Source organism: Sphingopyxis sp. PAMC25046, from assembly GCF_004795895.1.
Classification (GTDB): domain Bacteria; phylum Pseudomonadota; class Alphaproteobacteria; order Sphingomonadales; family Sphingomonadaceae; genus Sphingopyxis.
Genome location: NZ_CP039250.1, coordinates 1,717,552 through 1,737,687, shown reverse-complemented (window position 1 = coordinate 1,737,687; position 20,136 = coordinate 1,717,552). Strand labels below are relative to the sequence as shown.

Genomic DNA, 20,136 nt, shown 5'->3' with positions numbered 1-20,136 from the left:
CCTAGAAGCTGAACCTGACCCCTGCCGCATAGCGGGCGAAGCCTGGCGATACGAAGGTGACGTTGTTGGGATGCCGAAGATGCTTGCGCTGTCCTTCGCCCGTCAGGTTGATCGCCTCGACGAAGCCGGTGAGTCCGGGGATGAACTCGTAACTAGCACTGGCGTCGATCTGCCAATAGGCCTCAGTGTAGGTCGGATTCGGGCCGGCCGAGAAGAGGAATTTGTCGCGCCAGTTCCATGCCACACGCGCCTGGACCGGCCCCTTGTCATAGAAGAGCACCGCGTTGGCGGTGTCACTGAGGCCGACGAGCGCGAATTGTGCGACTGTCGACGGCTGCGTATTGTCATATTCCGCATCGCCGTTGACGATCGTGTAGTTCAGGATCACGCCAAGACCCGTATCCCAGAAACTGTGCTGAAGCGCGAACTCCCAGCCGTTAAGCGAGGCGGTCTGATCGCTGTTGATCGGCGTCGTGATTTCGAAATTGACCAGCGGGTCGCCGGGCGCCGCGTTGATGACATTGCCGGTGACGGTATCAGGGAAATTCGTGATGATATATTGGCGAATCTGCGCGACGGTTGCACTCGCGCCAAGCGCCGCGACCGCGGCGTTCCAGCGCGGGCCGTTCACCGGCGTCGTCAATCCGAACGCGCTGCTGTCGATGCGCGTCGAGGATATGAAGTTGCTCACATCCTTGTGGAAATAGCCCGCTGAAATATAGCTGTCGCGCGCGTAGTACCATTCCGCAGACAGGTCGATATTCTTTGACTTGTATGGAATCAGTCCTGGATTGCCCTGTGCGCCGCCGCCGCCGCCCACGCGGAACAGCGTGTCGATCGTGCGCCCGCCCTGCATCAGGTCGTACGAGGGACGCGCGATCGTGTGACTGTAGGATGCGCGCAGTTTGACATCCTGCATCGGCGAGATGTCGAAATCGATCGCGGGCAGCCAATTGTCGTATGAGCCCTTGAACCGCGTGAAATCACTTTCGTCGGAAAAGACCACGTTGAACTCGTTGTCACCAACCCAAGTGGTTGTCACCGGCACGGGCACCAGCGCCGACGACGAAATATCGGTCGTTTCATAACGAAGGCCCGCGACGAGATGCGCCGGGTTTTCGAACAGGTCAAAGACGGTCGCCACCTGCAAATAGGGGGCCAAGGTCTTTTCGGTGATGCGCCGGTCGGTATTGAACACGGCAAGGCAGGTGCCCGGTTGAGCCGAACCCGTCGCGGGGTTGCTGCAGACCTGATAATTCTGCTCGTTCAGGTCGGCCAGCCGCTCGAAATCGAAGGTGTAGAAGCTCTCGATCATCCCCGGCTGGGCAAGACCCGGGAATTTGTCGGGCAGCGTGACGAGTTTGAAAATATCGTCGGGAATATCCGACGCCGGCCCCGCCCCGCCCCAGGTGTCGTCGTTCTGGACCGTACCGAACGCCGATCGCACCTTGCTGTCGACATAGGACACGCCGAAATCGATGCTGTCGAGGAAACCGCCGTCATGGTCATATTGGCCGCGCAACTGCACCTGATTGATCCGGTTGCGGAAAAAGGCGTTACGGAAGGCGTTGCCCGTCGGCGTGATCAACGACGCATCGAGCGGATCGATTCCGGGATACATGCCATAGGAGATGACCGGCAGGTCATTTTCGAAATTGACCGTCTGGTTCTGGACGCCGAACACGGCATTGCCCAACGACACGCTTGATCCGAAGCGGTTGACCGGACTGACCTCCGCCGTCGAATGGTGGCCGTCGAGTTCAAAGGTAACTCCGTCGGGGCCATTCCATTCCAGGTTGACGCCCAGTGACTTGTTCTCAGCCCGGTTCTCGGTCAGCGCGCCGCTGTACGACAGATCCTTGCCGCCATAGAGGGCGTCAGGCCCGGGCGTGCCGGTGGGCGCTGCGAATTCCTCGCTATAGAAGATCGGTCCAGCGACCGGCCCATCGGTCCACGCGCTCGACGTATTTTCGTGGTTGAACCACACGCCGACATTGCTGTTGCGATTTTCGACGGTGTTGCGCGAATAGGTGTAGTCGACCGTCGCGGTGAACGCGTCACTCGGGCGGAATTGCAATACCGCCTGCCCGTTGATGCGCTCACGATTGACGTCGTTAAGGTCATAGGACGCGTTTTGCGGGACCTGATAGACATCGTTCGGTCCCGGACGATTGGTAATGTTATCGGCGCGCGGCGTACCCGGCTGCGCCAGCGAACCCCAGTTATTCTCGCTGCCCAAATAACCGTCGCGCCAACCGACATTGGCCGTGTTCTCGCTCGATTTGCGCTTCTGATAAGAGCCGGTGATCAGAATGCCGATCGTATCGTCGGCAAAAGTCGTACTGAGAATGCCCGATATCTCGGGGGTGATCGGATCGCCGTTGTTGCGCGACGAATCATACACGCCCTTGACCCCCAGGCTGCCACGCAGTCCCGGCCGGTCGAGAGGACGCGGCGTGCGAAGATTGATGACCGAGCCGATACCGCCCGATTCCATTGTCGCACGGCCGCTCTTGTAAACTTCGACCGCGGCAATGCCCTCCGAGGCGAGATTGTCGAAGTCGAACGAGCGCGACGACGGCGCGCCATCCCCGCCGCCGATCAGCGCCGTCGGCATCTGGCGACCGTTGAGCGTCACAAGGTTGAATTCGGGACCGAAGCCGCGAACGGTGACCAGCGATCCTTCGCCGTTCGAACGATCGATCGACACGCCGGTAATGCGCTGGAGCGATTCGGCGAGATTGGTGTCGGGGAATTTGCCGATATCCTCGGCCGAAATCGCGTCGACGACGCCCTGCGCCTCGCGCTTGATGTCGGCCGATGCTGCGAGCGAAGCGCGGATGCCGGTCACGATGATCTCGTCGCCGCCGACTTCGCTGTCGGCCGGCGCTTCCTGCGCGACCGCAACCTGCGCGACGCCCATCATCGACAGCGCCGAAGTCCCGGCCAGAAATTTGGCAAGCCACTGTTTTTGAGATGCCCGCATCCCCGTTCCTCCCACATAGCCGCTCTCTTTTGGTGGCGGCATTCCCGTTATGTGAACGTTATCTAAATGGGAACGTTCTCATTGTCAACGCATCGAGCGTGGCATTTCAGTCACAATATTACAGAATATGTGCAGCAAACGTATGCAGCATAACAGGCGCGTCGATTGCGGTTTCAGCGACTCCAGCGCGCAAAAATAGCGGTCGGAAGCAATAGCCCCCTCGCCTCCTCGCGTACTGCGAGTTCGCCGCATTCGATCCTGCCGGGCAGGTCGGCGAAAAGCTGCGCGAGCAACTCGCCGATCGCGAGCGCCGACATGCGCACCGCATAGACGGTCAGAAACAACGCGCGGCTGTCGGCGTCGAGCAGTTGGCGGCAGTCGGCGAGCAGCGGCGCCAGCCCTTCCTCGATCTGCCAGCGTTCGCCGCCGGGCCCGCGCCCGAACTTGGGCGGGTCGAGCAGGATCGCGTCATAACGCCGCCCCCGCCGCACCTCGCGCGCGGTGAACTTGCCCGCGTCGTCGACAATCCAGCGGATTGGCTTGTCGGCCATATCGCCAAGCGCCGCATTTTCGCGCGCCTGCCCGACCGACTTTTTCGACGCATCGACATGCGTCACCGACGCGCCCGCGGCCGCGAGCGCCTGGCTGCCGACGCCGGTATAGCCGAACAGGTTGAGGAACGCCGGATCGGGCTTGTCGGCGATACGCTCACGCAGCCAGTCCCACACCGGCGCCATGTCGGGAAAGAAGCCCAGATGCCGGAACGGCGTGCACGACGCTGTAAAGCGCGTTTCGCGCCAGGCGAGCGGCCAGCCCTCGGCCGGCACGGGCTTGTTATAATACCAGCGGCCGCCGCCATCGTCGTCCGAAGCGGGAATGAACTCGCCATCGGCAGCCGCCCATTCGCTTTCGGGTAGCGCGGGCGCCCACATCGCCTGCGGTTCAGGCCGGATGAAGCGATAGCGGCCATAGCGTTCGAGCTTGCGCCCGTTCCCGCTGTCGACCAGCCCATAATCGTCCCACGACTCGCCGACGAGCGTAACGAGCGGCAGCAAGTCAGCCACGCGCCGCTTCCGCGAGGATGAAGGCCTTGACCGCGTCATAGTCGCCGGGGAGCTTCGTATAACGTTCCTCGCGCTCGAACAGATTGCCGAGCCGCGCAGGCAGCGGCGGACGCACGCCGGTGGCGCGCTCGACCGCCTCGCGGAACTTTGCAGGATGCGCGGTGGCGAGCGTGACGACCGGAATGTCGGCATCGATCTCCAGCGTGCGCGCCGCGGCGAGCCCGACCGCGCTGTGCGGGTCGATGATCTGCCCCCCGCGCTCCTGCGCCCAGCGCAGCGCAAGCGCCATCGCGTCGCCGTCGATGCTGGCACTCGAAAACAGGCCCCGCGCGCCGGCCAGCATGTCGGCGGGAATCGTCATCGCGCGTTCGGCATCGAACTCGCCCATCATCGCGGTGATCGCGGCGCCGTCACGCCCCGCTAGGTCGAAGAGCAACCGCTCGAAATTGCTGCTGACCTGAATGTCCATGCTCGGCGTCGCGGTCGGCGTCACCGTGTCCGCACTGTAATCGCCGCCGGTGAGCGCGCGGTGGAGGATGTCGTTGACGTTGGTCGCGACAACCAGCCGCGCGATCGGCAGCCCCATCTGCGCCGCGACGTAGCCGGCGAACACATCGCCGAAATTGCCCGTCGGCACAGAGAAGGCAACCGCGCGGTCGGGCCCGCCGAGGCGGACGGCCGCGTAGAAATAATAGACGACCTGCGCCATCAGCCGCGCCCAGTTGATGCTGTTCACCGCGGACAGCGCCACTTGGCCCCGCGCTTCTTCATCGCCGAACAGCCGCTTCACCATCGCCTGCGCATCGTCGAAGCTGCCGTCGATCGCGATATTGTGGACGTTCGGCGCGAGCACGGTCGTCATCTGGCGGCGCTGGACGTCGCTGACGCGGCCTTCGGGGTGGAGCATGAAGATGCGGATATGCTCGCGCCCGGCGACCGCCTCGATCGCTGCGGACCCCGTATCGCCCGAGGTCGCGCCGACGATAGTGATGTCGGTATCGCCGCCTGCCAGGAATGTCTCGAAGAGCTGGCCGAGCAATTGCAGCGCGACATCCTTGAACGCCAGCGTCGGCCCATGGAACAGCTCGAGCAGCCAGTGGCGATGGTCGAGCTGGACGAGCGGCGTCACCGCGTCGTGGCTGAAGCGGCCATAGGCAGCCTTGCACAGCGCGCGCAGTTCGTCTTCGCTCAGCGAGCCCGCGACGAACGGCGCCATCACGCGCACCGCGGTTTCGACATAATCGAGCCCGGCGAGCGCGCGAATCTCGTCGCGGCTCAGCTGCGGCCATTTCGCCGGCACATAGAGGCCCCCGTCGCCGGCGAGCCCCGCGAGCGTCGCGGCACGAAAGTCGAGGGTCGGCGCAGAGCCGCGGGTGCTGATATATTCCATGGCGGCCCAGCGCCTAGAGCGATTTCAAGCGAAATGGAACATTTCGCGGCCCGGAAATCGAGGAAAAATATCTTCGGGAGAGGCTCAAGGCCGCAAGCGGCGACGAACGGCCAAAATATAGATGACCAGCGCCGCGGCGGCGAAGAGGAACCATTGCACCGCATAGGCGAGATGGTTGTTCGGCGTATCGTCGGCCGAGGGCACCCCGCTCGCGCGCAAATTCGCGACAGGCGCATCGGCGACGAGCATTGCACGCGCGGGCACCGCCTTGCCCGTCAGGCGCGCGATCACCGTCGGCTGCTCGGGTCCAGGGACGATCGTCCCCTGCACCGTGCCGCCTTTCCATTCGGGCGGCGTGAAATCGTCGCCGATCCCGACATCGACGAGCACCCCCGGCCCTTCAGCGCCGGTGCGGCAGTCGGCGATCATGCGGATACCGGACTTCCCCTTGCGGTCGGTGCCGCTGCGCGGATCCCAGCGCACCGGATCGAGGCAGACGACGCTGCTCTTGCGATACAGCATCTCATCGGGAACCGGCGGCAGTTCGGGATAGGTCACGAGCGACGACATCGCCATGTTGCGCTGGTAAAGCCCGATCAGCGCCTCCTTCTCGCTCTTGCGCTGGAGCTGCCAGACGCCGAGCGCGATCATCACCGCAACCGCCGCGAGCACGAGCAGCGTCGGGATCAGCGGCCAGCGCGACACAGGCACGGGGGCGTTCGCGGGAGCGGCGGGATCAGTCATTTTCGTCCTCCACCTGGCGGCCTTCGCCAGCCTGGCGCTGATGCTCGCTCGCGAGCAACGCGGCCTTTCCCACGCGCAGGCCGTAAACGACCGCGGCGGCGGTCAGCGGCACCCACAAGAGCACATGCACCCAGAAAGGCGGCCGGACCAGCGCATCGAGCGTCAACGCGATCGCGATCAGCAACGCGCCGATGATCAGCGTCAGGAACGCCGCGGGCCCGTCGCCGACATTATAGCGACCGAAATCGAGCGCACAGACGCGGCAGTGCGGCGCGAACTTCACCGGCCCCTCGAACAATGTCTGCGCCCCGCATTGCGGGCAGAGACCGAAAAGGGCAGCGCGCCAGACCGGCGGCTGCCCTTTTTGCGGTTGGTTGTCGGTGGACAATTTAGTGCGCGGCGACCGGCGCGCCCCAGCCGCCCCAGACATAGACGATGATGAAGAGGAACAGCCACACGACGTCGACGAAGTGCCAGTACCACGCCGCGGCTTCGAATCCGAAATGCTGCTGCGGGGTGAAATGGCCCTTATAGGTGCGCACGAGGCAGACGATCAGGAAGATCGTGCCGACGAGCACGTGGAAGCCGTGGAAGCCGGTGGCCATATAGAAGGCCGAGCTGTAATTGCTCTGCCCGAAACCGAAGGGCGCATGCATATATTCATAGGCCTGGATCGCCGAGAAAACGGCGCCGAGGATGATCGTCAGCCACAGACCTTTCTTCAACCCTTCGCGGTCGCCGTGGATCAGCGAATGGTGCGCCCAGGTGATCGTCGTGCCCGAGCAGAGCAGGATCAGCGTGTTGAGCAAGGGCAGCGAGAAGGCGTCGATGACTTCGATGCCCTTCGGCGGCCACATGGTGATCGCGTCGGCGCCATCCTGGCCGAACAACGAGGTGACCGCGCCTTCGGCATATTCGATCGGAACCGGGAAGAGCGAAAAGTCGAACCACGCCCAGAACCAGCCGACGAAGAACATCACTTCGGACGCGATGAACAGGATCATGCCGTAACGCAGGTGCAACTGGACGACCGGGGTATGGTCGCCGGCATGCGCTTCGTTGATGACGTCCGACCACCAGCTGAAGAATGTCGCGATCACGCCCATGAAGCCAAGGCCGAGAACCCATTTCCCGACGCCGCCGAAATGGTCGGCGTGCATCGCCATCACCAGACCGAAGAACATCGTCAGCGCCGCGACCGAGCCGATGAGCGGCCAGACGCTGGGATTTACGAGGTGATAGTCATGATGTTTGGCACCGGCCATGTCACAATTCCCGTTTTTGCTGCCCCAGCATGACGATTCCCCATCATCTGCCGGCCCTTTGTTAGACTCTTGTTCGCGGCCTTAGCTCGCCTTTTTACCCTCGTCTACAGGGTGAAAGGTATAGCTTAAGGTGATTTCCTGCACGTCGCGCGCGTCGGGGTCGTCCTTGATCTTCGGATCGACGAAGAACAGCACCGGCATGCGCATCTGTTGCCCCGGCTCCAGCCGTTGCTGGGTGAAGCAGAAGCACTGGATCTTGGTGAAATACTGGCCCGCCTGCGTCGGCGTGACGTTGAAGCTCGCGGTCCCGACCACCGGCTGGGCCGAATTATTCTCGGCGATGAAGATCGCCATGTCGCGCGCGCCGATGCTGACCGTATCGGTCGGATGCTCGGGATAGAATTTCCACGGCAGGTTCGGCGAGACGTTGGCGTCGAAGCGCACGGAAATGGTGTCCGACAGGATCTTCGGTTCCTCGGCCGCGGCGACGGGGTCGTAACGCTGCGTCGTGCCGCCGAAACCGGTCACGCGGCAAAAGAGATTGTAGAGCGGCACCGCCGCGAAGCCGAGGCCCACCATCGCCAGCGCGAGCAGCGCGGCGAGGCTGGCGGTCTTCGCGTTGGGGGACATGCGGGCGATCATGCGAAAATCTGCATCTTGGCGATGGTGATGAAGAAAAAGAGGATCGCGAGCGCGCCGAGCATCCACGCCATCATGTTGGCGCGGCTGCGCTGGCGGCGCCGATATTCGGCTTCATCGAAGGGCTCGAGATTGGGTTCGTCGGTCATAGCAGCCACCAATGGTCGGCGACGACCGCGCCGAACAGGATGAAAAGATAGGCGATCGAATAAGCGAACAGCCGCTTTTCGGGTTGCATCGTATCACCCTCGCCCGTGCGGCGCGTGCCGACCTGGATCGACAGCAGCACGAAGATGGCCGACAGGATCACTGCGGTCCAGCCGTAAAGCGCGCCGGTGTAACCGAGCGGCCACGGCGCGATCGCGCCGATCGCCATGATGATCGCATAGAAAAGAATCTGGCGCCGCGTCGATTTCTCGCCCGCGACGACGGGCATCATCGGAATGCCCGCGGCGGCATAGTCCGAGCGCACGAACAGCGCGAGCGCCCAGAAATGCGGCGGGGTCCACAGGAAGATGAGCAGGAACAGCAGCACCGGCAGCGGCGCGATGCTGCCCGTCGCGGCGACCCAGCCGATCAACGGCGGAAAGGCGCCCGCCGCACCGCCGATGACGATATTCTGCGGCGTCCGCGGCTTCAGCCACATCGTGTAGACGAAGACATAGAAGAGGATCGAGGCGAGCAGCAGGAGCGTCGCCTGCCAGTTCGATGCGAAGAGCATCAGGAACAGCGAAAAGGCCGCGAGACCGACGCCGAACTGCAGCGCCGTCTGGGGATCGAGACGCCCCGCTGGAAGCGGCCGTCCCGCGGTCCGCTTCATCTTGGCGTCGAGCCCCGCCTCATACCATTGATTGAGCGCGCCCGACGCCCCTGCCCCCAGCGCGATCGCGAGGATCGACGCGAAAGCGAGCACCGGATGCACCGCGCCCGGCGCCGCAAGCAGCCCGCACAGGGCGGTGAACACCACCAGCGACATGACGCGCGGCTTGGTCAGCGCAAACAGGTCGCGCCAGTCGGCGGGTAAGGCCGTTTCGCCGTGGGTCAGGCTCTGCGCCATGGTCACTCCGGCCATCAGGGAAACGCCCCCCGCCGATTTTCAGCAGGGGGCATAACCGATCAGGCGATACGCGGCAGTTCGTTGAACTGGTGGAACGGCGGCGGGCTCGACAGCGTCCATTCGAGCGTCGTCGCGCCTTCGCCCCACGGATTGTCGGCGGCCTGCTTGCCCGCGAACAGTGAGTAGAGGATGTTCGCGAAGAAGATCAGCACGCCCACGCCCATGATCACATAACCATAGGACGAGATCAGGTGCCAGAAGGCATAGGCTTCCGCATAGTCGGGATAACGGCGCGGCATGCCCTGCTGGCCCAGGAAATGCTGGGGGAAGAACAGGACGTTCACGCCGATGAAGAAGATCCAGAAGTGCAGCTGCCCCAGGAACTCGCTGTACATCCGGCCCGACATCTTGGGGAACCAGTAATAGAAGCCGGCGAAGAGCGAGAAGACCGCGCCCAGCGACAGCACATAGTGAAAGTGCGCAACGACATAATAGGTGTCGTGCAGGTTGGTGTCGACGCCGCCGTTGGCGAGCACGACGCCGGTCACGCCGCCGACGGTGAACATGAAGATGAAGCCCAGGGACCAGACCATCGGGGTCTTGAAGCTCATCGAGCCGCCCCACATGGTCGCGATCCAGCTGAAGATCTTGATGCCCGTCGGGACCGCGATGACCATCGTCGCTGCGGTGAAATACATCTTCAGGTTCACGCTCATGCCGACCGTGAACATGTGGTGCGCCCACACGATGAAGCCGACGACGCCGATCGCGACCATGGCGTAGGCCATGCCGAGATAGCCGAACACCGGCTTGCGGCTGAAGGTCGAGATGATCTGGCTGACGATGCCGAAGCCCGGCAGGATCATGATATACACTTCGGGGTGGCCGAAGAACCAGAAGAGATGCTGGTAGAGGACGGGATCGCCGCCGCCGGCCGCATCATAGAAGGTGGTGCCGAAGTTGCGGTCGGTCAGCAGCATCGTGATCGCCGCGGCGAGCACCGGCAGCGCGAGCAGCAGCAGGAAGGCGGTGACGAGCACCGACCACACGAACAGCGGCATCTTGTGCAGCGTCATGCCCGGTGCGCGCATGTTGAAGATGGTGGTGATGAAGTTGATCGCGCCGAGGATCGATGCCGCGCCCGCAAGGTGGAGCGAGAAGATCGCCATGTCGACCGCGGGTCCTGCCGAGCCGCTGGTCGACAACGGAGCATAGACCGTCCAGCCGGTGCCGGCGCCAAGTCCGCTGCCGCCCGGAACGAACATCGACCCGACGAGCATGACGAACGCGACGGCGGTCAGCCAGAAGGAGACGTTGTTCATGCGCGGGAACGCCATGTCGGGCGCGCCGATCATCAACGGTACGAACCAGTTGCCGAAGCCGCCGATCATCGCGGGCATGACCATGAAGAACACCATGATCAGGCCGTGCGCGGTGATCATCACGTTCCAGAAATGCTTGGCCTGTACCTCGCCCGCCGATGCGTCGAAGAATTGCGCCCAGCCGGTCAGGTGCTGGATGCCGGGTTCCGCCAGCTCCCAGCGCATCATGCCCGAAAGCACCCCGCCGACGATGCCGGCGATGATCGCGAAGATCAGATAGAGGGTGCCGATGTCCTTGTGGTTCGTCGACATGAACCAGCGGACGAAAAAGCCCGGCGTGTCGTGGTCGTCATGCGCGTGATCGGCATGGCCGTGCGCGGGTGCAGTCGCTGCGATATCGGTCATCTGTCGGACCCCTTGTTAATTCTTGGCGGCCGGCGCGGCGGCGGGAGCCGCTGCGGGCGCAGCTTCGGTCGTGGTGGCGGCGGGCGCCGCGGCCGGCGCAACAGCCGGCGCTGTCGTGGTCGCGGCGGGCGCGGCTGCGGGCGCCGCGGCAACCGGCCCCGCGGGGTTGCCGCCCTTCGAGCGGACCCACGCTTCCCACTTGTCGACCGGGAGAACTTCGACGGCGATCGGCATATAGCCGTGATCGACGCCGCACAGTTCCGAACATTGGCCGTAATAGACGCCGACCTTGTTCGCGGTGAAGGTCGTTTCGTTGGCGCGGCCGGGGACCGCGTCCATCTTGGTCCAGAAGGCGGGAACCGCAAAGCTGTGGATCACGTCGGCGCCGGTGATGATCAGCTTCACCTGGCGGCCGACGGGAACGACCATGCGGTTGTCGACGGCGAGGTGATAGGGCTCGCCCGCCGCTTCGGCCTTGTCCTTGGGCAGGATCTTCGAGACATATTCGCCGATCCCCTGGTCGGGATAGGCATAGCCCCAATACCATTGATAGCCGGTGACCTTGATCGTCAGCGCGTCCTTCTTGGGCGGTTCATATTGCGCCGCGAGCAGGCGGATCGACGGCACCGCGATCACCGCGAGGATCAGCACCGGAATCGCGGTCCAGATGATTTCGATGAAGGTGTTGTGCGTCGTCTTCGACGGCACCGGGTTCGCCTTGGCGCGATAACGGAACACGACCCAGAGCAGCAGGCCGAGGACGATCAGAGTGATCACCGTGATGACGGGCAGCAGGATGACATGGTTGAAGAAATAGGCCTGCTCGCCGATCGGGCTGACCTGCGGCTGGAAATCGATGCCCGCATCGACCGGCTGGCCGACACCCGGGGTCGGCTTCATCGGTACATAGGTGGCATCGCCCGCCGGAGCCGCGACGGTCGTCGCCGCCGGAGCGGCCGCATCGGTCGCGACCGGAGCTGGATTCGCCGGAGCCGTTGCGGCGGGCGCTTCGGCCGGCGCCGCAGCCGGCGTGGCCGGCGCTTGGGCATGACCGGCGCCCACCGCGCCGAGCGACAAAACCGCCGCAATTACAAGGGTTTTCAAGCTCTTCATAAGGATAGTGCCGCCCGTTGCCTGTTGTATTTATGATGCCCCAGCCTGCCCTTCCCCGCTGCCGGACATGCGCCCGCGCAGCCATCGGACAGGCTGAATCTCGCGGGCGCTATAGACCCGCTTGCCGCTTGCCTCAAGCATCTCTAACACTATTTTGCGGCTGGCAAATCTTCGCCGCTTAAACCCGCTCGCCCGCCATGGGCGGCGCACAGGACAAAAGAATAATCCTTCATGACCGACGATGAAATCCTGGCCGAATTCCGTGCCGCCGAGGCCCTGCTTCAGGGCCATTTCCTTCTCTCCTCCGGCCGCCACAGCGAATATTATCTCCAGTGCGCGCGCGTGCTGATGGATACCGAACGCGCCGGCCGGCTCGCCACCGCGCTCGCCGCAAAGCTGCCGCGCGACCTTCGCCAGGCGATCGACATCGTCGTCTCACCCGCGATGGGCGGCGTCATTATCGGCCACGAAATGGGCCGCGCGCTCGGCAAGCCCGCGATCTTCGTCGAGCGCCCGACCGGCACCTTCGAACTGCGCCGCGGCTTCGCGATCGATCCCGGCGCGAAGGTGCTGATGGTCGAGGACGTCGTCACCACCGGCCTCTCGTCGCGCGAAGCGATGGAGGCGGTGCGCGCGGCGGGCGGCGAGGTGATCGCCGAAGCCGCGCTCGTCGACCGATCTGCGGGCAGCGTCGATCTCGGCGTGCCCTTCTATCCGCTCGTCGCGATCAACTTCCCGACCTATGCCGAGGACGAACTGCCCGAGACGCTCGCCGCGACCGAGGCGGTGAAGCCCGGCAGCCGGAGCAAGGCGGCTTGACCAGCCCTGCTTCCTCGCGCTTGCGGCTCGGCGTCAACATCGACCATGTCGCGACGATCCGCAACGCGCGCGGGGGCGAGCATCCCGATCCGGTGCGCGCGGCGGAGATCGTCGCCGCGGTCGGCGGCGACGGCATCACCGCGCATCTGCGCGAGGACCGGCGCCATATCCGCGACGACGATCTCGCGCGCATTCAGGCCGCGACCGACCTGCCGCTCAATCTCGAAATGGCGGCGACCGACGAGATGCTCGAGATCGCGCTGCGCCACAAACCGCACGCCGCGTGCATCGTCCCCGAAAAGCGCGAGGAGCGCACGACCGAGGGAGGCCTCGACGCCGCGGGCCAGCACAACCACCTCGCCCCCATCGTCACGCGTCTCAACGACGCGGGCATCCGCGTCAGCCTGTTCATCGAGCCCGACCCGCGGCAGATCGAGGCCGCGATGCGCCTCCGCGCGCCCGTGGTCGAATTCCACACCGGCCGCTACGCGCATGTCGAGGGCGAGGAGCGCGCCGCCGAACTCCGCCGCCTCGCCGACGCCGCCGCGCTCGCGTGGAAGAACGGCATCGAACCCCACGCCGGCCACGGCCTGACCTATGACAATGTCGTCCCGGTCGCCGCGATCCCGCAGCTCGCCGAACTCAACATCGGCCATTATCTGATCGGCGAGGCGATCTTTACCGGGCTCGAAGATGCGGTGCGCCGGATGCGCGCGCTGATGGACGAGGCGCGAGGGTGAGTGTGAGTGTGAGAAATAACCGTCGCCCCCGCGAAGGCGGGGGCCGTTGTCGGCTTGTCACGACAGCATGGTTCAAGGCTGACAGCGGCCCCCGCTTTCGCGGGGGCGACGGCCTGTCGGGGCCGTCATGATCATCGGCCTCGGCTCCGACCTCTGCAATATCGAGCGCATCCAGAATTCGCTCGACCGTTTCGGCGAGCGGTTCGAAAAGCGCGTTTTCACCGATGTCGAGCGCGCGAAGGCGGCGCGGCGGCCCTTCACCCGCGCGGGAACCTTTGCCAAGCGTTTCGCCGCCAAGGAGGCTTTCTCCAAGGCGGTGGGCACCGGCTTCAAGCGCGGCGTGTTCATGAAGGACATCGGCGTCGTCAACGCGCCATCGGGCGCGCCGACGCTCGCACTGACCGGCGGCGCGGCCGAACGGCTGGCTCAGATGGTCCCCGCGGGCCATAGCGCGCATATCCACCTGACGCTGACCGACGATCATCCCTGGGCGCAGGCGTTCGTCATCATCGAAGCAATCAAGGACTGATATTTTCATGGCGAAGCGCGGCTCGAAAAGCGGGACAAAGGACAATGAAGGCTGGGGCAAGCTGATCCGCGATGTCGTGGTGATATTGCTGCTCGTGCTGGGCATCCACAGCTGCGTCGCCAAGCCCTTCTATATCCCGTCCGATTCGATGATGCCGGTGCTGCGCAACGGTGACCGGCTGATCGTCAGCAAATATCCCTATGGCTGGTCCTATTCGTCGGTCAGTTTCCACCTCGCGCCCAAGGTCGAGGGGCGGATATTCGGCAAGCTGCCGCAGCGCGGCGACGTCGTCGTGCTCGAACATCCGGTGACGCGCATCGACTATATCAAGCGCGTCATCGGCCTCCCCGGCGATACGATCGAGCTTCGCAACGGCGAACTCAGCATCAACGGCAAGCCGGTGAAGCGCGAGGTTCAGCCGATGCTCGCAATCCCGGTCGATCCCAACCTTCCCGGTCCCGACAGCAGCCTGTTCCGCTTCGTGAGTCGCGACGCGGGCGGCAGGTCAGTGCTCGAACTGCCGATCGTCCGCGAAACGCTCCCCGGCGGCGCGACCTTCGACACGATCGACATGGGTCCCGGCTATGCGACCGACGATTATGGTCCCGTCACGGTGCTTGCGAACCATCTGTTCCTGATGGGCGACAACCGCGACGGCAGCGCCGACAGCCGCGTCGACACCAGCCAGAAGGGGCTCGGCGGCCCCGTTCCCTTCGACGCGATCGCCGGGCGTGCGGAGATCATCAGCTTTTCGACCGACGGAACCGCCGAATGGTATAATCCCTTGAGCTGGTTTGGCGCGCTCCGATCGGGCCGCGCGGGAACCGATCTGCGCCCGGAACGTCAAGGCGAATAGGACAACAGGGAGCAACCATGGCGGCGACACGAAAACCGGCGGCCACGCGCACCGCCGCCTCTGCCGCCGCCAAGGCCGAGGCGCACCGCGAAGCCCCCGGCCCCACCGAAATCCGCAGCCAGCTCGTCCGCGCCGAACTTCTGAAGGCGGGTGTCTGGCTCGGCCTTGCCTTGCTCATCGGCGTGTGCATCGTGCTCATCCAGCCAATCCTGCTGATTTTTGCCGGCATCGTAATGGCATCGATGCTCGACGGCGGCACCCGGCTGCTCGGCCGCGTGCTGCCGATCGCGCGCGGCTGGCGCCTGCTCATCGTCTGCCTCTCGCTCCTTGCTTTCCTGGGTTGGACGATCCTCTTCGCGGGGTCGCAGATCGCCGATCAGGCCGCGACGCTGCAAACCGTCGTCATGGCGCAGGTCGAACGCATCGCCGCCTGGGCGAGCGACCATGGTATGGGCAGCTTCCAGCTCGATACCAAGACAATTACCGAAAATATCGCCGGCACCGTCGGCCGCGTCACCGCCGCGGTCGGCACCGTGCTCGGCGGCCTCACCAGCCTCGTCATGATCGTCGTTCTCGGCATTTTCATCGCGATCGAACCGCGCCTCTACGAGCGCGGCGTCGCATGGATGCTGCCGATGAAGTCGCGCGAGAATTTCTATATCACCACCGCGCGCATGGGCTTCACGCTCCGCCGCCTGATGGCGGGCCGCCTGCTCGGCATGCTCGTCGAGGGGATCGGAACCTGGCTCGCCTGCCTTGCCGTCGGTATCCCGATGGCGGCGTTGATGGGCCTCCTGACCGGCCTCCTCGCCTTCATTCCCAACATCGGTGCGATCGTATCGGGTGTGCTGCTTGTGCTCGTCGGCTTTTCGGCGGGGACCGATACCGGGCTATGGGCGATCGCCATCTATTTCGTCGTGCAGACGGTCGACGGCTACCTGATCGTCCCGATGGTCGCGAAAAAGACCGTCGACCTCGCCCCCGCGCTCGTGCTCGGCGCGCAGATCCTCTTCGGCACGCTGCTCGGACTGATGGGCTTGTTCCTCGCCGATCCGATCGTCGCGATGATCAAGGTCGCGCTCGAACGCGAGGCCGAGCGTAACGCCGGCGCGGCCGATACGAAAACGGCGGCAGGCACCTAGCCCGCCGCCGCTTCATTTTCCCCGACCGCGGCCTTACGGCTGCGGCGCACCGGGCGGCGGGCCGGCCGGACCGCCGGGAGCGCCCTGCATCATCTGTTGCTGCTGCATCTGCTGCATCTGCTGCTGCATCGCGCGAACTTCGGCTTCCGAACGGAAGTCGAGCAAGGTGACGGCGAAGTGCAGCGTGCTGTTCGCGGGGATCGGCCCGACGGCGCGGTCGCCATAGCCGAGCTGCGGCGGGATGCTGATCTTGTATTCGCCGCCCTTCTGCATCCGCGTCAGCGCCTCGGAAAAGCCCGGGACGACCTGCGCAACCTGCATCGGTGCCTGTTCGTTGGAATCGAAAACAGTGCCGTCGTCGAGCTTGCCTTCATATTTGACCAGCACGACGTCGGCCTTCGTCGGGCTCGGCCCGGTACCGACCTTGACGACCTCGAACCCGATGCGCGGGGTCATATGCCAGGCAAAAGCCGCGCCCGCGACCAGCAGCGCGGCGAGGCCGAACCACATCAGCCACAGCCCGCCCTTGCTCACCGGGCGCAATGGAACCGTCGTTACGCTCATCTTGGCTAATCCTTCCGCTGCCCCGGCCGGGGCGAAAATGCTGGCGAGCCTATAGGCGGTGCGACGCGCGGCGGTCCAGAGGCAATTGAGCATCAGAAGCGCACGCAAGAGAATGTCCGCATTGGGTGGTGAGCTGTCGTTGCTCTCCTCCACTTCCGTCATCCCGGGTTTGACCCGGGATCCCGCTTTTTTGGAGCGCCGACCGGTCTTCGGCATCAAGCGGGACCCCGGATCAAGTCCGGGGTGACGAATAAAGAGACGGCTACAATCGGTCGCTTCCCGCCACCTCGCTCTGCACAAACGAAAAAGGGCGCCGCGTTGCCGCAGCGCCCCTTTCACGAACGGGATCCCGAACGGGAGACGGTCTTACTTGATACCGTCGCGCTCCATCCGCTTGCGCTCCATCTTGCGGGCGCGGCGGACGGCGGCGGCGTGCTCGCGCGCGCGCTTTTCGCTGGGCTTCTCGTAATGACGGCGCAGCTTCATTTCGCGATACACGCCCTCACGCTGCAGCTTCTTCTTGAGCGCGCGAAGGGCCTGGTCGACATTATTGTCGCGAACGATGATCTGCATACGCCGTGTCGTCTCCTGTTCGTCAAAACGGTTCGGGCCACCGGTGCGTCCGGTCCGCCGTAAACCGCCGATATTCGGGCAATAAAAAGAGCGCCGCGAAAGCGCGACGTTCCGATGCTGCGCCAACTAAAGGGATTCGCGCCGAAATGCAAGCCCAAAGGCGGTGAACCGCGCCCGCCGCGCCATCGGGCCGCCCCACCCTCCCCGGGATTGTGCCGCGCCCCATCCTTATGGCATAGGTAGCAGGACGAAACTAACATCATAATGAGGGACAGGCCATGGCGACCCAGCTCAAGCGCAACAGCAAATATAGCGAAGCCGAATGGACGGCGCGGCAGGAACTTGCCGCCTGCTACCGCATCTTCGCGATGATGGGCTGGGACGAAATGATCTTCAACCACATCACGGTAAAGGTCCCCGACGAGGATGGCGCCTTTCTGATCAACCCCTATGGCATGCACTTCAGCGAGGTCACTGCGTCGAGCCTGATCAAGATCGACATCGACGGCAACAAGCTCGACGAGGACAATCCCTGGCACGTCAACAAGGCGGGCTTCGTCCAGCACAGCCTGTTCCACCGTGTGCTGCCCGACGCGCATGCGATCATCCACACGCACACGACCGCGACGATGGCGGTCTGCGGGCTCGAAGGCGGGCTCCAGCCGACCAATTTCTATGCGTGCAACTTCATGGGCCAGCTCGCCTATCACGACTTCGAGGGCGTGACGGTGCGCGAGGAAGAAGGCGAACGCCTGGTCAAAAACCTCGGCGACAAGCGCATCCTGATGCTGCGCAACCATGGCCCCGTCGTGATGGGCAAGTCGCTGACCGACGCCTTCATCAAATATTGGGCGCTGCAGCGCGCGTGCGAGATCCAGCTCGCGACGATGAGCATGGGCAAGCCGGTCCTCGTCGACGAGGAAGTGATCAAGGTTCATCAGCGCGACCTTTATATGGCGGCCATCCCCGGCCAGTCGGGCAAGGCCGAATTCGACGCGATGGTGCGCAAGGTCGACAAGATCGACACGAGCTGGCGTGACTAATCCGCTCGCTGCGCTAACAGGGGCGGCATGACGCGATTCTCGGTCAACGACCGCCCGGTCGAATATCGCATGGCCCCCGAAACGCCCCTCTTGTGGGCGCTGCGCGACGCGTCGAACCTGACGGGGACCAAATATGGCTGCGGCACCGGGGATTGCGGCGCCTGCACCGTCGATATCGACGGCGAGGCGATTCGCAGCTGCCTCGTCACGATTGCCGAATGCGAAGGCCGTTTCGTCACGACGATCGAGGGCCTGTCGCGCGACCGCAGCCACCCGGTGCAGCAAGCGTGGGTCGCCGAGCAGGTGCCGCAATGCGGTTTCTGCCAGTCGGGGATGATCATGTCGGCGGCGGCGCTGCTGCGCGCCAACAACAATCCGAGCGATGCCGAGATCGACGCCGCGATGACGGGCATCTGCCGCTGCGGCACCTATCCGCGCATCCGCACCGCGATCCGCCTCGCCGGCCGCGTGATCCGCGGCGAGGAACGCATCGCCGCCGCCCCGCCCCCGGGCATCCGTCCCGAGGACGCCGCGCGCGCCGTGCCCGCACTGCGCCCGCCGCGCGGTAGCTGAACGCACCCGTTCATCTAGCTGAACCGGAGGCAACGGTGTGGTCAGCCATCGATCATCTTGCCAATGGTAAGAATCGATTCATCATCCCGGCTGGCGTCTCCAGCAAACGGGACATGAGTTGGAGAATGGCGAGATGAAGAAGATGTTCGGAGGGTTGCTGATCGCAGCGACGATCCTGACCCCCATTGCCCCGGCGGCCGCGCAGGCGTCTGGCGAGAGGGTCCAGATCGCGCAGCGCGGCGACCGTGGCGACCGGGGCCCGCGCGGCCCCGAAGTGCGGCGCGGCGGCAATCGCGGCGGCGAAGCCCGTCCGCAGCGCCAGCGCAGCGAAATGCGTCAGAGCAGCAATGATCAGCAGCGTCAGGCGCAACGCCAGCAGTGGCGCCAGCGCGGCGATAATGAGCAGCAGCGTCAGGCTCAGCGCCAGCGCAGCGGAATCTACGACCGCAACAATGACGGCCGCATCGATCGCCGGTGGGACCGTAACCGCAACGGCCAGGTCGATCGGCGGTACGACCGCAACGATAATAATCGCGTCGACCGGCGTTACGACCGCAATCGCAACGGCGACCTCGACCGCCGCTGGGATCGCAACAACAACAACCGCATCGACCAGCGCGACCGGCGTTACGATCGCAACCGCGACGGCCGGATCGATCGTCGGTACGACCGCAACAACAATGACCGCGTAGACCGGCGCTATCGCGACGGCCGCCACGACCGCTACGATCGCAATCACAGCCGCTGGAACCGCGAATGGCGCAGCGACCGCCGCTACGACTGGCGCAGCTATCGCGACCGGAACCGCAGCTATTACCGCATGCCGCGCTATTACAACCCGTATCGCGGCTATGGCTATACGCGCTTCAGCATCGGCTTCACGCTCGGCTCGCTCTTCTACGGCCAGCGCTACTGGATCAACGATCCGGGCTATTACCGCCTGCCGCCCGCCTATGGGGGCTATCGCTGGATCCGCTATTATGACGACGCGCTTCTGGTCGATACCTATTCGGGCGAAGTGGTCGACGTGATCTACGATTTCTTCTGGTAATATTCCTTTCGGTTACCCGAAGACAAACTGAGGGGCCGGTTCGCCGGCCCCCTTTTTTTGCATAGCGGCTTTCGACTGATTGCGGACGTTAGTAATAGGCCGCATATAGGGATCATGACACTGGAAACTTGGCAAACAAGGGCGCCTGACCTGATTGCGGAAGTGGTTCTATACCCACTGCACGAGGGTGGCAGAGATAGTGCCATCCTACCCAGCTATGGCTGCCCCTGTTTCGACAAGAAAGAGACCAGTGTCGGAGGA

General features: G+C 64.2%; 21 protein-coding genes. 8 read left to right on the top strand and 13 right to left on the bottom strand.

The genetic code is table 11. The features are described 5' to 3' along the window. Window position 1: 1 nt before the first annotated feature. The 11 genes from E5675_RS08075 to coxB form a co-directional block, all read right to left on the bottom strand. Window positions 2–2,986, bottom strand: a complete 2,985-nt coding sequence (locus E5675_RS08075; protein ID WP_136174066.1) for a TonB-dependent receptor — start codon at window positions 2,984–2,986, stop codon at window positions 2–4. Between the two features lie 173 nt (window positions 2,987–3,159). Then, window positions 3,160–4,038: a class I SAM-dependent methyltransferase gene (locus E5675_RS08070; protein WP_136176385.1), complete on the bottom strand. Its 879-nt coding sequence runs from the start codon at window positions 4,036–4,038 to the stop codon at window positions 3,160–3,162. Between the two features lie 4 nt (window positions 4,039–4,042). After that, on the bottom strand, window positions 4,043–5,440 hold the full coding sequence (thrC, locus tag E5675_RS08065; protein ID WP_136174065.1) for a threonine synthase: 1,398 nt from the start codon (window positions 5,438–5,440) through the stop codon (window positions 4,043–4,045). Between the two features lie 84 nt (window positions 5,441–5,524). Continuing rightward, on the bottom strand, window positions 5,525–6,184 hold the full coding sequence (locus tag E5675_RS08060; protein WP_247594833.1) for an SURF1 family protein: 660 nt from the start codon (window positions 6,182–6,184) through the stop codon (window positions 5,525–5,527). Then, window positions 6,177–6,572: a DUF983 domain-containing protein gene (locus E5675_RS08055; protein ID WP_247594832.1), complete on the bottom strand. Its 396-nt coding sequence runs from the start codon at window positions 6,570–6,572 to the stop codon at window positions 6,177–6,179. Before E5675_RS08055 ends, E5675_RS08060 begins: the two co-directional genes overlap by 8 nt. 1 nt (window position 6,573) lies before the next feature. Further along, on the bottom strand, window positions 6,574–7,449 hold the full coding sequence (locus tag E5675_RS08050) for a cytochrome c oxidase subunit 3 (RefSeq protein WP_136174063.1): 876 nt from the start codon (window positions 7,447–7,449) through the stop codon (window positions 6,574–6,576). A gap of 81 nt (window positions 7,450–7,530) precedes the next feature. After that, window positions 7,531–8,079, bottom strand: a complete 549-nt coding sequence (locus tag E5675_RS08045) for a cytochrome c oxidase assembly protein (protein ID WP_247594831.1) — start codon at window positions 8,077–8,079, stop codon at window positions 7,531–7,533. Window positions 8,080–8,087: 8 nt separating this feature from the next. Beyond that, complete coding sequence (locus tag E5675_RS21450) at window positions 8,088–8,237, bottom strand: hypothetical protein (RefSeq protein ID WP_168707817.1); 150 nt, start codon at window positions 8,235–8,237, stop codon at window positions 8,088–8,090. Then, the gene (locus E5675_RS08040; protein ID WP_210727623.1) at window positions 8,234–9,160 is read right to left on the bottom strand and encodes a heme o synthase; all 927 of its coding nucleotides are present in this window, start codon (window positions 9,158–9,160) and stop codon (window positions 8,234–8,236) included. Before E5675_RS08040 ends, E5675_RS21450 begins: the two co-directional genes overlap by 4 nt. A gap of 44 nt (window positions 9,161–9,204) precedes the next feature. Next, a complete protein-coding gene (gene ctaD, locus E5675_RS08035) occupies window positions 9,205–10,872 on the bottom strand; it encodes a cytochrome c oxidase subunit I (protein WP_136174061.1) in 1,668 nt (555 codons plus the stop codon). Between the two features lie 15 nt (window positions 10,873–10,887). After that, a complete protein-coding gene (gene coxB, locus E5675_RS08030; protein ID WP_136174060.1) occupies window positions 10,888–11,985 on the bottom strand; it encodes a cytochrome c oxidase subunit II in 1,098 nt (365 codons plus the stop codon). A 231-nt stretch (window positions 11,986–12,216) separates the two neighbouring features. On the opposite strand from coxB, the gene pyrE reads away from it, so the two are divergent. The 5 genes from pyrE (at window position 12,217) to E5675_RS08005 (ending at window position 16,071) form a co-directional block, all read left to right on the top strand. Then, window positions 12,217–12,804 carry an orotate phosphoribosyltransferase gene (gene pyrE, locus E5675_RS08025; RefSeq protein WP_136174059.1) on the top strand — a complete coding sequence of 196 codons (588 nt, stop codon included), beginning with the start codon at window positions 12,217–12,219 and terminating at the stop codon, window positions 12,802–12,804. Beyond that, window positions 12,801–13,544: a pyridoxine 5'-phosphate synthase gene (locus E5675_RS08020; RefSeq protein ID WP_136174058.1), complete on the top strand. Its 744-nt coding sequence runs from the start codon at window positions 12,801–12,803 to the stop codon at window positions 13,542–13,544. Before pyrE ends, E5675_RS08020 begins: the two co-directional genes overlap by 4 nt. A gap of 127 nt (window positions 13,545–13,671) precedes the next feature. After that, window positions 13,672–14,073, top strand: a complete 402-nt coding sequence (gene acpS / locus E5675_RS08015; RefSeq protein WP_136174057.1) for a holo-ACP synthase — start codon at window positions 13,672–13,674, stop codon at window positions 14,071–14,073. 7 nt (window positions 14,074–14,080) lie between these two features. Beyond that, window positions 14,081–14,929, top strand: a complete 849-nt coding sequence (gene lepB, locus E5675_RS08010; protein WP_136174056.1) for a signal peptidase I — start codon at window positions 14,081–14,083, stop codon at window positions 14,927–14,929. 17 nt (window positions 14,930–14,946) lie between these two features. Next, window positions 14,947–16,071: an AI-2E family transporter gene (locus E5675_RS08005; RefSeq protein WP_136174055.1), complete on the top strand. Its 1,125-nt coding sequence runs from the start codon at window positions 14,947–14,949 to the stop codon at window positions 16,069–16,071. A gap of 33 nt (window positions 16,072–16,104) precedes the next feature. On the opposite strand, the gene E5675_RS08000 is transcribed toward E5675_RS08005, so the two are convergent. After that, entirely contained in the window at window positions 16,105–16,635 is a 531-nt protein-coding gene (locus tag E5675_RS08000; protein ID WP_136174054.1) for an FKBP-type peptidyl-prolyl cis-trans isomerase, read from the bottom strand. Between the two features lie 366 nt (window positions 16,636–17,001). Continuing rightward, window positions 17,002–17,208, bottom strand: a complete 207-nt coding sequence (gene rpsU, locus E5675_RS07995) for a 30S ribosomal protein S21 (RefSeq protein WP_037510267.1) — start codon at window positions 17,206–17,208, stop codon at window positions 17,002–17,004. Window positions 17,209–17,486: 278 nt separating this feature from the next. Between rpsU and E5675_RS07990 the strand changes: the two genes are divergently transcribed. The 3 genes from E5675_RS07990 to E5675_RS07980 all read left to right on the top strand — a co-directional run bounded on the left by E5675_RS07990 (window position 17,487) and on the right by E5675_RS07980 (window position 19,875). After that, complete coding sequence (locus E5675_RS07990; RefSeq protein ID WP_037557791.1) at window positions 17,487–18,251, top strand: class II aldolase/adducin family protein; 765 nt, start codon at window positions 17,487–17,489, stop codon at window positions 18,249–18,251. Between the two features lie 27 nt (window positions 18,252–18,278). Continuing rightward, a complete protein-coding gene (locus tag E5675_RS07985; protein ID WP_136174053.1) occupies window positions 18,279–18,824 on the top strand; it encodes a (2Fe-2S)-binding protein in 546 nt (181 codons plus the stop codon). Window positions 18,825–18,957: 133 nt separating this feature from the next. Next, window positions 18,958–19,875 (top strand): RcnB family protein, encoded by a 918-nt coding sequence (locus E5675_RS07980; RefSeq protein ID WP_136174052.1) that lies wholly within the window; start codon window positions 18,958–18,960, stop codon window positions 19,873–19,875. Window positions 19,876–20,136: the final 261 nt, after the last annotated feature.